Origin of the sequence: Bradyrhizobium sp. in8p8 (assembly GCF_000426845.1) — a bacterium.
Lineage (GTDB): Bacteria > Pseudomonadota > Alphaproteobacteria > Rhizobiales > Xanthobacteraceae > Bradyrhizobium > Bradyrhizobium japonicum_C.
In genome coordinates this window covers 39,612-51,850 of record NZ_AUGD01000007.1, presented here as the reverse complement: position 1 = coordinate 51,850, position 12,239 = coordinate 39,612, and the positions used below count along the sequence as shown (strand labels likewise).

The following is a 12,239-nucleotide window of genomic DNA, read 5'->3' as shown; positions in this document are numbered from 1 at the left end:
GGCGGCCCAGGTCCCGACTGTTGCACGAAATCGACAGTCTGACGCCTCTGGCTCAAGAAACGCCGTATAGGACCGCCAAATTTGCGGCACAAAAGTCACAGCTGGCCCCCCGCGGCCCGGCAGACGGCCTTCAGTGCTGGAATTGTGGCAGATTTCAACGATAATGGATTAACGGAGTCGAGGAGCTTGGGCGCCAAGCCAAGCCTTCCGCACGGTATTGTTTTGATTGGAACCAAACCATGTCGTCGCTGAAATTTACATTTGGGATTTTGGCCGCTGGCCTGCTGTTGTCGGGCTGTATGCAGGCCACGCGCTATGAGGCGACCGACACCAAGGCATTCAAGCCGAAGGACAAGGAACTCCTCGCCAAGGTCAAATACGAGAATACCCCGGTCGCGGAGCCGTTCCGCCGTGCTATCGTCGAGTTCCATCGCAAGGAAGCGCCTGGCTCGATCGTGGTCGATTCCGACAACCACTATCTCTATTACGTGCTGGAGGGCGGCAAGGCGATCCGCTACGGCATCACCGTCGGCGAAGAGGCCATGGCTTGGTCGGGCATCGCCAAGGTGGGCAGCAAGACCGAGTGGCCTGCCTGGCACCCCACCCCCAGCGAAATTTCGCGCCTGGGCGTGCCGACCTATGTCGCCCCCGGCCCGGACAATCCGATGGGCTCCCGTGCGCTGTACCTCTATTCGGGGGGCAAGGACACGCTGTTCCGCATCCACGGCACCAACCAGCCGGAATACATCGGCGCCTCGATCTCGTCCGGCTGCATCCGCCTGACCAACGAGGACGCGATCGATCTCTATGATCGCGTCAAGGTCGGTACCCTCGTCGTGGTGCTCGAGCCGAAGCACGGCGACTCCCCGCACAACTCGCGACTGGCGCTGGGCAGCAGCCAAACCGGCCAGGCAGCAAGCTACTGATCGCCACAACGGCCGACATCCAAAGCGCCGGTTTCACCGGCGCTTTTTCGTTGCCGGCTTGGACGCTCGGGCCTTCTCGGGCTCCGAGTTGTTTTTAGGCGCATGGGATTTCTCCGCCTCGTCATCGGTCCCTTCATTTGCCTCTGGTCTGGCCGCAACCTCTCGCGGCGGCGCTTCCTCGGGACGCTCCGCCGGCAGCAGTGGGGCGACTTGCGGCAGCGGATCCCACACATTCCATTGACAGATCCGGTAGTCGTTGCGCCGCTGCGCCAGATCCAGATGGATGTGGTCCTCGTGGTACCAGTCCGAGCCCGGACCGAGCACGGTGGAAAAGCGCGCGCAGACCGAGTGCAGCACGCGCTCACGCACCTCGCGCGACAGGGTGCGATCGGTGAGGCCGATCGACTGGCCATTGGCGAGCTTGATGCCACGAATGTCGATCGCATTCGCCTTGCCGTGCTCCGACAGCGTCGCGCCTGCGACCCGGTTGCGGCCCCGGCACTCGAAGGAATCGAAATTGTCGAGCTCGTTGACAGGCGAGCCGAGGCTGCTGGCCAGCGGCACCACGTCCTTGCGCAGCCAATCGGCGATCGCGGACGCCATGGTGCAGCGAAGGATCGCCGCCGGCTTGACCGTCACCTTGCGCTTGTCCGGAAGCACGACGGCCTCCAGCCGAACCAGATCCTCGCCACCACAGGCGCCGGGGCCGCGGATGTCGGGGATTGAAGGCGCAATCGCGATGTCCTCGGTCAGCGCGAGGCGGCAGGGCGAGGCTTCTTTCTGGGGTGGCGATGCCACCTCGGCGGGCTTGTCGGCGCCCGGCTGGTCCGGAGACGGCTTTTCCTCTGCCGCGGGCGGAGGCACGACCGGCGGCTTTTCCGATGCCTGTTCCGGTGCCTTGGGAGCCTCGGCCGGCCGCGGTCTGGGCAGCGGAATCCTGGCAGCATGGACGGCCGCGCGCGGGCGTGCTGTACCAAGGCCGAAGAGATCCAGGGGCGCAGGATATTTCCGGGCCTCGGCTCTCTCTGCGGACACGAGCAACAGGCCCAGCGCAGCGGTAACCATTGCTGCGCCAGCGGACATAAAGCCGCGATAAGACCATTTGCGGCGAAAGTCCGGCACGCTAAAAGTCATGACAATTCTTTGGCCCAACGCTGAGAGCGAACACGCGCCCAGCGACTTCTCGGAGGAACGTCGGAATGCTTGGTTTGATGCAAGATTGGCCCCTGCTCTGCCACCGGATCATCGAACACGCCGCCAGGATTCATGGCAAGCAGGAGGTGGTCACACGCTCGGTCGAGGGACCAATCCATCGCACCAACTACGCCGAGATCCACAAGCGCGCACTGAAGGTCTCGCAGATGCTGGAACGCGGCGGCATCAAGCTCGGCGACCGTGTCGCTACGATCGCCTGGAACACCTGGCGCCATCTCGAAGTCTGGTACGGCATCATGGGAATCGGTGCGATCTGCCATACCGTCAATCCCCGCCTCTTCCCCGAGCAGATCGCCTGGATCATCAATCATGCGCAGGATCGCATCGTGATGACCGACATCACCTTCGTTCCGATCCTGGAGAAGATCGCCGACAAGCTGCCGAGCGTGGAGCGCTACATCGTGCTCACCGACAAGGCGCATATGCCTGAGACCACTCTGAAGAACGTGGTCGCCTACGAGGACTGGATTGCCGAAGCCGACGGAAAATTCAAATGGAAGGAGTTTGACGAGAACACGGCTGCCGCGATGTGTTACACCTCCGGCACGACCGGAGATCCCAAGGGTGTGCTGTATTCGCATCGATCCAACGTGCTGCACGCGCTGATGGCCAACAATGTCGACGCGCTCGGCACGAGTGCGTCCGAGACAATGCTGCCGGTGGTTCCGCTGTTCCATGCCAATAGCTGGGGCATCGCATTTTCCGCACCCTCGCAAGGTACCAAGCTGGTGATGCCCGGCGCCAAGCTCGACGGCGCCTCCGTCTATGAGCTGCTCTCGACCGAAAAGGTGACGCACACCGCGGGCGTGCCGACGGTGTGGCTGATGCTGCTCCAACACATGGCCGCCAACAATCTCAAGCTTCCCGATCTGAAGATGGTGATCTGCGGCGGCTCGGCGATGCCGCGCTCGATGATCAAGGCGTTCCTCGACATGGGCTCCAACGTCCGCCACGCCTGGGGCATGACCGAGATGAGCCCGATCGGCAGCGTCGCGGCGCTGAAGCCGCCGTTCCAGAATGCCACCGGCGAGGCGCGGCTCGACGTGCTCCAGATGCAGGGTTATGCGCCCTTCGCGGTGCAGATGAAGATCACCGACGATGCCGGCAAGGAGCTGCCCTGGGACGGCAAGACCTTCGGCCGCCTGAAGGTCTCCGGCCCCGCCGTCGCCAAGGCCTATTACCGCGTCGACACCAACATCCTCGACGAGGAAGGCTTCTTCGACACCGGCGACGTCTCGACCATCGACGAGGACGGCTACATGCGGATCACCGACCGTTCCAAGGACGTGATCAAGTCCGGCGGCGAGTGGATTTCCTCGATCGACCTCGAGAACCTAGCGGTGGGACATCCGGCCGTGGCGGAAGCCGCAGTGATCGGCGTGTTCCACCCGAAATGGGACGAGCGGCCGCTTCTGATCGTGCAGCTCAAGCAGGGCCAGCAGGCCACGCGCGAAGACATCCTGAAGTTCATGGAAGGCAAGATCGCCAAATGGTGGATGCCCGACGACGTCGCCTTCGTCGAGGGTATTCCGCACACGGCCACCGGCAAGATCCTGAAGACGGCGCTGCGCGACCAGTTCAAGGATTACCGCTTCCCGAACGCGGCGGCGTAGGCATCAGCGTCATTCCAGGCGGCTGAAACAGCGCCGTCCCGGAATGGGCCGACCGGGGTTCGATGCCGCTGGCATCGCCCCGGGCTGCCGGGCCAGTAACAGTCCGGTCTCCCTTGAATTTGCTCCCGGGCCGTGGTCTCAACGGCGCATCGTCGCGCCAGACCGGCCGGCACCGCCCTCAACATCCGGCAGAGCTCACCCCGATGGCCCGCAGGTTTTCCGCTCCCTATCAGTCGGAGCCCGTGTCGAGCCTTGCGATCTGGGCCCGCAATCTGGCCGTGTTCGCGGTCGTGGCGGTGGTGGTCTCGATCATCATCGTCCGCTTCGACTTCCTGGAGCCGAAGCCGGCGCTTGCGACTTTCCTCGGCGGGCTCGCGATCGCCGGCGTCTCGATCCTGTTCGGACTGGCCGGCTTTGCCGCGATCTGGCAGAACGGCTCGCGTGGCATGGCGCGCATCCTGCTCGCCTTCCTGATCGACGGGGCGATCCTCGCCTACCCTGCCTATCTAGGCCTGCAATATCGCAAGCTGCCGCCGATCTACGATATCACCACGGACCCGATCGACCCGCCGCGCTTCGACGCGCTGGCGCGGCTGCGCACGGGCGACGGCACCAATACTGCAGTCTATGCCGGCCTCTACTCGGCAGAACAGCAGCGCCGCTTCTATCCCGAAGTCGAGCCCGTTGAGCTCGAGATTTCGGTCGACCGCGCCTATGCGATCGCGCTCCAGCTCGTCCATAAGCGCAAATGGATCGTGATCGACGAGCGCGCGCCGCAGCCGCCGCGCCGCATCGGCCGCATCGAGGCGGTGGCGCGTACGCCGATCATGGGCTTCCGCGAGGACGTCTCGATCAGGGTCGTGGCAGACGGCGACGATTCTCGCGTCGATATCCGCTCCGCCTCGCGCAATTTCGACAGCGACCTCGGCAGCAACGCCGCGCGCGTCAAGCAGTTCATCGACGATCTCAACGCTGCTGCCGACGCCGACGCGCTCAAGCCCGTGAAGAAGACGCCGATCGCGCCGCCCAAGACGCCGGCAAAGACTGTGAAGAAATAGCGAATGGGGGGTGGCGAACAGCGAATGGACAATGCCATTTGCCACTCGCTGGTTCGCTCCTAGGCCATCCGATATGTCCCGCCAATCACGGGATCGCCCTCGGTCGCGACCACGCCGCGCGCGACCAGGTCTTCCAGGTGCGCCAGCACGGAGTAGCCGGCGGCCGTCGTCAGCCTGGGATCAATGCCGATATAGATCGCGCGGACCATCGTCGGAATGTCGGTCTCGCCTTTGGCGAGGCGGTGAAGAATCGAGGCCTCACGGGCCTTGCGGTGTCGGATCAGGAAGCGCGCGAAGCGTGGACCTTCGGAGATCTCGGGCCCGTGACCCGAGAAATAGAGATCCTCATCGCGTGCCGCGAGCCGGTCGAGCGAGTCCATGTAGTCGATCATCGAGCCGTCGGGCGGCGCCACGATGGAGGTCGACCAGCCCATCACATGATCGCCGACGAAGTTGAACTTTCGCTCGGCCCAGGCGAACGCCAGATGATTGGCGGTGTGCCCCGGCGTCGCCACGGCCTCGAGCTGCCAGCCGTCACCCTCGACGACGTCCCCGTGCGCGAGGCTGACATCCGGGGCAAAATCCCGGTCGGCGCCGGATTCCGGATTGTGCTTCTCGCTCTCGAAACGCGGGCGCGATGCACGATGCGGGCCTTCGGCATAGACCGGCGCACCTGTCGCCTGCTTGATGCGCACCGCGTTTGGCGAATGATCGCGATGGGTGTGGGTGACGAAGATGTGGCTCACCGTCTCGCCGCGCACGGCATCGAGCAGCGCAGCCGCATGCCCCTCATCGTCCGGACCGGGATCGATGATCGCAACATTGCCCTTGCCGACGATGTAGCTGACCGTGCCGGTGAAGGTGAACGGGCTCGGATTGTTGCAGAGCACGCGCCGCACACCGGGGCGGACCTCCTCGACGACGCCAGGCTTCAGCGGAAAATCGCGGTTGAACGGGACGTCGTCATTGTCGGACATGGCTTGCTCACACCTTGCTGACTTCGTCATGCACGGCCGAGTGCCGGGCATCCACATTCATCGCGCCCAAGACGTGGATGGCCGGGACTTCTGGCGCGAAGATGCACTTCGCGCTCTTGCCCGGCCATGACGCAATTGGAGAGTTTCCGTTGCACTCCATGCCGAGGACGCGACCTCAGAAAAACGCCTGAATGCCAGTGATCGCGCGTCCCAGGATCAGGGCGTGGACGTCATGGGTGCCCTCGTAGGTGTTGACAGTTTCGAGGTTATGGACGTGGCGCATGACGTGATACTCGATCGAGATGCCGTTGCCGCCGTGCATGTCGCGCGCTGTCCGGGCGATATCGAGAGCCTTGCCGCAATTGTTGCGCTTGACGATAGAGATCATCTCGGGCGCGAACTTGCCCTCGTCCATCAGACGGCCGACGCGCAACGAGGCCTGCAGGCCCAGCGCGATCTCGGTCTCCATGTCGGCCAGCTTCTTCTGCACGAGCTGCGTGGCGGCGAGCGGCTTGCCGAACTGCTTGCGGTCGAGCGTGTACTGGCGGGCGCGATGCATGCAGTCCTCGGCGGCCCCCAACGCACCCCATGAGATGCCGTAACGGGCGCGGTTGAGGCAGCCGAACGGGCCCTTCAGGCCGGAGACGTTGGGCAGCAGGGCGTCTTCCGGAACCACGACGCCGTCCATCACCACCTCGCCGGTAATGGACGCACGCAGGGACAGCTTGCCCCCGATCTTCGGCGCGGAGAGGCCCTTCATGCCCTTCTCGAGCACGAAGCCGCGGATCTGGTTATCGTGCGCGGCCGACTTGGCCCAGACCACGAACACGTCCGCGATCGGCGCGTTCGAGATCCACATCTTGCTGCCGGTGAGGCGATAGCCGTCCGACACCTTCTCGGCGCGGGTCTTCATCCCGGCCGGATCGGAGCCGGCGTCGGGCTCGGTCAGGCCGAAGCAGCCAACCCACTCGCCGCTGGCGAGCTTGGGCAAGTACTTCTTGCGCTGGTTCTCGTCGCCATAGGCGTAGATGGGATACATCACCAGCGAGGACTGCACCGAATTCATCGATCGATAGCCGGAATCGACACGCTCGATCTCACGCGCCACGAGGCCATAGGCGACGTAGCTCGCATTGGCGCAGCCATACTCTTCCGGCAGCGTGATGCCGATCAGCCCGAGTTCGCCCATCTCGTTGAAGATCTCGCGGTCGGTCTTCTCTTCAAGATAAGCCTTGGAGACGCGCGGCAGCAGTTTGTCCTGGGCGTAAGCGCGAGCGGTGTCGCGCACCATGCGCTCGTCTTCGGTCAGCTGCTCATCGAGCAGGAACGGATCGTCCCACTGGAAAGAAGCCGCAGCCGGCTTGTCCTTGGCCTGAGGGCGCACGCTCATGAAACGTCCTTTCGAGTCTGGTTCCGTCGATAATTGCCGGACAAACTAGAGCGCCGCGGCAACAAGTTCAATTGCATCCTGGCTTCGGTCGTTCCGGGGCGATCCGAAGCGCCGACCCAAAATCTCGTTTCTACAACATCGAGATCCCGGATCGGGCGCCTGCAGCGCCAGCCCGGAATTACACGGCGAGTCAGCTCTCGAGCTGCTCGTTGGCGACGATCTCGATGCCGAAGCCCGACAAACCCTTGTAGTCGTGCACCGAGGAGGTGAGATGCCGGATCGAGGTCACGCCGAGGTCGCGCAGGATCTGCGCGCCGACGCCGACTTCGCGCCACTGGCGGTTGCGGTCGGCCTCCGTCGACGACTCGTCCGGCAGCGGCGCCACGGGGACACCGGCTGCACCGTCGCGCAAGTAAACCAGCACGCCACGGCCCGATTTCTTGAAATGCTCGAGCACGGCCGCCATGCGCTTGTGTCCGGTAAAGGTATCCTTGACGATGTTCGGCTTGTGGAAGCGCGTCAGCACATTCTTGCCGTCGCCGACGCCGTTATAGACGAAGGCGACGTGAGCGATGGAATCGAACGGTGAACGGTAGGCATAGCCCTGCAAGGGACCGATCGGACTCTCCGTGACGAAGGTCGAGACCCGCTCGATCAGCTTTTCGCGCGCCTGCCGATAGGCAATCATGTCCGCGATGGTGACGTGCTTGAGCTTGTGCTCGGCGGCGAAGCGGGCAACCTGCTCGCCCTTCATCACGCTGCCGTCGTCGTTCATGAGCTCGCTGATCACACCGACCGGCGGCAGCCCGGAAAGCTTGCAGAGGTCGACGGCCGCCTCCGTATGGCCGGAGCGCAGGAGCACGCCGCCGTCCTTGGCGATCAGCGGGAAGATGTGCCCGGGGCGGGCGAAGTCATTGGCGCCGACATTGGGATTGGCGAGCGCGCGGCAGCACGAGGCGCGCTCCTCGGCGGAGATGCCGGTGCCGCCGTCGGGCTTGTAGTCGATCGAGACCGTGAAGGCGGTGGTGTGCGCGGAATCGTTGTGGGCCACCATCGGGTCGAGCCGCAGGCGGCGCGCGTCCTCGGTCGTCACGGGCGCGCAGACGATGCCGGAGGTATGGCGGATGATGAACGCCATCTTCTCGGCGGTGCAGAGCGAGGCGGCGACGATCAGATCGCCCTCGCCCTCGCGGTCCTCGTCGTCGGTGACGACCACGAGCTCACCCCTGGCAAAGGCCTGCAAGACTTCCTGAACGCTATCGGGCATTTCCCAATCTCTATCGGTTATGGCCGGGAGGCTTAGCCGGACTTGGGGCTGGGCGCTAGTCTCCCAAGCGCAACCACATATGCCGGACGGCAGGCCTGCCAATGGGTTTCAGGCTTGCACCGGGCATACCAGCGATATAGGCGCAGACTAACAGCAAGGAAGGCGGCCGGCGCGTCAGGGAAGCACCTCCCGGCGCTCGCCGAGGCGCTGATCGAGCTCGGCGCGCTTGTCGGCAAGCAGGCCCGCCTGGGCGGCTTCGATCACGGTAAACAGCTCGTGGGCATCGCTGAGCCGGGTCACGGTGACATAGCTGGCGCCGGCCTCGTAGAGCGGGGCAACGTCGGCCAACAGGTCCGCGGTCGCAACGATCAGGGCGGTCGGATTGAGCGCGCGGACGTGCCGGACCAGCTTTTCGTTGGTGGCACCCTTCAGCAGCGAATCCGGCACGCTGAGGATGATCATCTCGGACTTGCCGATACCGGCGTGGAGCAGCGTATCGACATTGCTGATGTCGCCATAGATCACGTGCAGGCCGCGCGAGAGCAGCGTCTGATACACATTGGGGTTGAAGTCGACGACGGTGATCTGCTCGAGCAGCACCGGTGTCTGCCGTTCGATCTCCGCCAGCAGCGCGCTCGCCGCACGAAAAAAGCCGAGGATGACGATGCGGCGGGCCTCCCCGTGACCGCCCTCGTGCCCTTCCTCGGCATGCCCGTTACCGTGATCGAGATCGCGCAGGCCGATCCGCTTCAAGGGGCCAATCGCCCAGCGGGTGATCTCGTCGCTGCGGGTCATCACGAAGGTCGAGAGTACCGCCAGCACGACGAAGGCAAACGAGGCGGCGTTCGCCGTCTCGGCCGCGATGTGGTGGTCGGCGACGCCGGTCTGGATGACCACCAGCGAGAACTCGGAGATCTGCGCGAGGTTCAGCGCCGGCAACAGACTGGCGCGCAAGCCCTGTTTCATCAGATAGAGCGGAGTGAAGGTGGTGACGAGGCGGCTCACGACCGTGAACGCCGCGATCATCAAGGCAAGGCTGATCACCGAGAGGCCGGGCACGGGAATGGTCATGCCCAGGGCGACGAAGAACAATGTGATGAAGAAGTCGCGGAGCGTGGTGACCTTCGCGGTGACGTCGAGCGCGTAGGGGAAGGTCGAGAGCGAGACGCCTGCAATCAAGGCGCCCATCTCGCGCGACAGCGACAGCCGGTACGCGGTCTCGGCGACCAGAAAGCACCAGGCCAGCGCGCCGAGCAGAATCAGTTCGGGCCGGCGGGCGATCTGGTGGAACACGCGCGGCAGCACATAGCGGCTGACCAGGAGTGTGGCAGCGACCAACACCGCGACGCGGCCTATCGAGAGCAGGATGACGCTGACCTGGAGGTTGGCGAGGCTCGGCTGCACCGCCAGAAACAGGATGGCGAAGATGTCTTGGAGCACCAGGACGCCGAGGGTGATGCGGCCCGGCAGCGTGTCGAGCTCGCGCTTCTCGTAGAGCACCTTGACGATGATCACGGTGCTCGACAGCGCGCAGGCGACACAGAGATAGACCGCATCGAAATGCCCGCTGCCGAGGGACAGGCCGATGCCGACGAAGAAAAGCAGCCCGAGCAGACAGCCTCCGAGCAGCTGGCTGCCCGCCGCGAACAGGATCACCCGCCCTGCCCGCACGATCTTCTTCAGGTCGATCTCGAGCCCGATCATGAACAGCATGAAGATCAGGCCGAGCTCCGAGATGACGCTGATCGATTCCTGAGAGTGGACCCAGCCCGCGCCGAATGGACCTATGCAGAAGCCGGCGATAAGGTAGGCCAGGATCAGCGGTTGCCGGGAGAAATGGGCAAGCAGTCCCAGCATCCAGGCAAACAGAATAGAGAGAGTGATGTCTCGAATGAGCTCGTGCATGCCAAATTGGTCCGTTTTGCCGCACCCTAGAGACGGGTTGCGGTGCGGCAAGCGAGCAATTCGTCACATGCGGAAAGGGCTCGTTGCAGCCATGCTGCTGGGTCCCCTCGCCTTTGCCGTGCCCGCCGCCGCGCAATCCAAGGTCAATATCGAACAAAACTTTGCCGATTCGCTCACCGCTCTGCCGAAGGAGGACCTCGCCGTCTCCGGCGGGTTCTACGTGCCCGCCTATTCCAGCGTCGCGATGAGCCAGGGCAAGTTGCGTGTCGACTTCTCGGTGACGCTAAGCGTGCACAACGCCTCCGAGACCCAGCCACTGGTCGTCAAACGCATCGCCTATTTCGACACCGCAGGCAAGCAGGTCGAGAATTATCTGAAGGCGCCGGTGGCCTTGAGGCCGCTGGCCACGGTTTCGATCTTCATTCCGACCGACGACGTGCGCGGCGGGACCGGAGCCAATTTCCTCGTCGACTGGGCCGCCACAGGCGAGATCGCCGAGCCGGTGGTCGAAGCATTGATGGTTGGCGGCATCGCCAATGCGCATTACGCTTTCATCAGCCAGGGCCGTCCGACCCGGACGGCCGGCAAGAAGTAAGGGGCGGTGCAAAGCCGCCGCTCAACAAGAACAAAGCGAGGAACGCCCCCATGACGTCCAGCTTCGATTTCGCGTCCCTGTTTCCGGCGGGGCTGCCGGCCCCTTCTGCGCGGTGGACGGGCCTGGCGAAATACAGCTTTGTCGGGGGAAACAACGACTCCGAGCAGGTGCCGCTTGACGACCTGATCGAGGCGACAAATGCGGTGCTACGACGCGAGGGGCGGTCGCTCGCCACTTACGGGCTGGCGCATGGCCCGCAGGGCTACCTCCCCTTGCGCGAATTCCTGGTGACGAAACTCAAGCGCGATGCCGGCATCAGCTGTACGATCGATGACCTCCTGATCGTGTCCGGCTCGCTCCAGGCGCTTGATCTCGTCAATGCCACGCTGTTGACTCGGGGCGACACAGTGATTTTCGAGCAGGAGAGCTATCAAGGCTCCCTGACCCGCCTGGCGCGGCTCGGCGTCAATGTCGTCGGCATCCCCCTCGACAAGGACGGCATGCGCATGGACGTGCTGGCGATGACGCTGGCCGATCTGAAGAGCCGCGGCATCCGTCCGAAATACATCTACACCATTCCGACGGTTCAGAACCCGACCGGCAGCATCATGCCCGAGAGTCGTCGCGCCGAGCTGGTACGGCTCGCAACCGAATATGGCGTGCCGATTTTCGAGGACGATTGCTATGCCGACCTCGTGTGGTCAGGACAGCGGCCGCCGGCGATCTACGCGATGAGCCCGAATGGCGGCGTGATCCATATCGGCTCGTTCTCCAAGTCAATCGCGCCGGCGCTGCGCGTCGGCTTCGTCGTGGCGCCCTGGGAGGTGATGTCACGGATGCTGGCTCTGAAGACGGACGCGGGCTCCGGTGCGCTGGAGCAGATGGTGCTCGCCGCCTATTGCAAGTCGCATTTCGCGAGCCATGTGCCCGCCCTGACCAAGGCGCTGCGCACCAAGCTCGACACGTTGATGGAAGCGTTGAACGAGCAGTTCGGGACGGCCGCGGAGTTCGAGGAGCCCAAGGGCGGTATCTTCCTGTGGGTCAAGCTGCCAGACCAGGTCGACACGCTGAAACTGTATCAGGCCGCGCTCGCCGCTGGCGTCTCGATCAATCCTGGGCCGGAATGGTCGACCAACAAGGGCCAGTCCAGCTCGCGGCTGCGGCTGTGCTTTGCAAGTCCCACGCATCAGCAGATCCGCGAGGGGATCGCTGTCCTGGCCGAGGTCTGCCGCAAGGAATTCGGGGTGCCGGCCCGTAGTGCCAATGTGGAGAAGCGGGCCTGAGGCTGCTGCC

At 64.0% G+C, this 12,239-nt stretch carries 10 protein-coding genes; 5 read left to right on the top strand and 5 right to left on the bottom strand.

Translation table 11 applies throughout. From position 1 onward, the window contains the following. Window positions 1-239 precede the first annotated feature (239 nt). Complete coding sequence (locus tag K408_RS0118655; protein ID WP_024340292.1) at window positions 240-926, top strand: L,D-transpeptidase; 687 nt, start codon at window positions 240-242, stop codon at window positions 924-926. 33 nt (window positions 927-959) lie between these two features. Here the strand turns inward: K408_RS0118655 and K408_RS0118650 are convergent, their stop codons facing one another. Continuing rightward, complete coding sequence (locus K408_RS0118650) at window positions 960-2,060, bottom strand: extensin family protein (protein WP_024340293.1); 1,101 nt, start codon at window positions 2,058-2,060, stop codon at window positions 960-962. Between the two features lie 65 nt (window positions 2,061-2,125). Between K408_RS0118650 and K408_RS0118645 the strand changes: the two genes are divergently transcribed. Together K408_RS0118645 and K408_RS0118640 are read left to right on the top strand one after the other, a co-directional pair. Beyond that, complete coding sequence (locus tag K408_RS0118645; protein WP_024340294.1) at window positions 2,126-3,754, top strand: fatty-acid--CoA ligase; 1,629 nt, start codon at window positions 2,126-2,128, stop codon at window positions 3,752-3,754. 203 nt (window positions 3,755-3,957) lie between these two features. Continuing rightward, window positions 3,958-4,812, top strand: a complete 855-nt coding sequence (locus tag K408_RS0118640) for a DUF1499 domain-containing protein (protein ID WP_024340295.1) — start codon at window positions 3,958-3,960, stop codon at window positions 4,810-4,812. A 59-nt stretch (window positions 4,813-4,871) separates the two neighbouring features. Here the strand turns inward: K408_RS0118640 and K408_RS0118635 are convergent, their stop codons facing one another. The 4 genes from K408_RS0118635 to K408_RS0118615 all read right to left on the bottom strand — a co-directional run bounded on the left by K408_RS0118635 (window position 4,872) and on the right by K408_RS0118615 (window position 10,351). Continuing rightward, window positions 4,872-5,789: an MBL fold metallo-hydrolase gene (locus K408_RS0118635; protein ID WP_024340296.1), complete on the bottom strand. Its 918-nt coding sequence runs from the start codon at window positions 5,787-5,789 to the stop codon at window positions 4,872-4,874. A gap of 175 nt (window positions 5,790-5,964) precedes the next feature. Beyond that, window positions 5,965-7,179: an acyl-CoA dehydrogenase gene (locus tag K408_RS0118625; RefSeq protein WP_024340297.1), complete on the bottom strand. Its 1,215-nt coding sequence runs from the start codon at window positions 7,177-7,179 to the stop codon at window positions 5,965-5,967. Window positions 7,180-7,369: 190 nt separating this feature from the next. Further along, window positions 7,370-8,446: a 3,4-dihydroxy-2-butanone-4-phosphate synthase gene (gene ribB / locus K408_RS0118620; RefSeq protein ID WP_024340298.1), complete on the bottom strand. Its 1,077-nt coding sequence runs from the start codon at window positions 8,444-8,446 to the stop codon at window positions 7,370-7,372. Window positions 8,447-8,620: 174 nt separating this feature from the next. After that, on the bottom strand, window positions 8,621-10,351 hold the full coding sequence (locus K408_RS0118615; RefSeq protein ID WP_024340299.1) for a cation:proton antiporter: 1,731 nt from the start codon (window positions 10,349-10,351) through the stop codon (window positions 8,621-8,623). A 67-nt stretch (window positions 10,352-10,418) separates the two neighbouring features. Between K408_RS0118615 and K408_RS0118610 the strand changes: the two genes are divergently transcribed. Together K408_RS0118610 and K408_RS0118605 are read left to right on the top strand one after the other, a co-directional pair. Then, window positions 10,419-10,946 (top strand): DUF3124 domain-containing protein, encoded by a 528-nt coding sequence (locus K408_RS0118610; protein ID WP_028145928.1) that lies wholly within the window; start codon window positions 10,419-10,421, stop codon window positions 10,944-10,946. A gap of 50 nt (window positions 10,947-10,996) precedes the next feature. Next, entirely contained in the window at window positions 10,997-12,229 is a 1,233-nt protein-coding gene (locus K408_RS0118605) for an aminotransferase-like domain-containing protein (protein WP_024340301.1), read from the top strand. Window positions 12,230-12,239 lie beyond the last annotated feature (10 nt).

Coding starts and splice junctions, on each gene's coding strand:
- K408_RS0118645 (WP_024340294.1), top strand. CDS start 2,126: ATGCTTGGTTTGATGCAAGATTGGCCCCTGCTCTGCCACCGGATCATC.
- K408_RS0118610 (WP_028145928.1), top strand. CDS start 10,419: ATGCGGAAAGGGCTCGTTGCAGCCATGCTGCTGGGTCCCCTCGCCTTT.
- K408_RS0118650 (WP_024340293.1), bottom strand. CDS start 2,060: ATGACTTTTAGCGTGCCGGACTTTCGCCGCAAATGGTCTTATCGCGGC.
- K408_RS0118615 (WP_024340299.1), bottom strand. CDS start 10,351: ATGCACGAGCTCATTCGAGACATCACTCTCTCTATTCTGTTTGCCTGG.
- K408_RS0118625 (WP_024340297.1), bottom strand. CDS start 7,179: ATGAGCGTGCGCCCTCAGGCCAAGGACAAGCCGGCTGCGGCTTCTTTC.
- K408_RS0118640 (WP_024340295.1), top strand. CDS start 3,958: ATGGCCCGCAGGTTTTCCGCTCCCTATCAGTCGGAGCCCGTGTCGAGC.
- K408_RS0118605 (WP_024340301.1), top strand. CDS start 10,997: ATGACGTCCAGCTTCGATTTCGCGTCCCTGTTTCCGGCGGGGCTGCCG.
- K408_RS0118635 (WP_024340296.1), bottom strand. CDS start 5,789: ATGTCCGACAATGACGACGTCCCGTTCAACCGCGATTTTCCGCTGAAG.
- K408_RS0118655 (WP_024340292.1), top strand. CDS start 240: ATGTCGTCGCTGAAATTTACATTTGGGATTTTGGCCGCTGGCCTGCTG.
- ribB (WP_024340298.1), bottom strand. CDS start 8,446: ATGCCCGATAGCGTTCAGGAAGTCTTGCAGGCCTTTGCCAGGGGTGAG.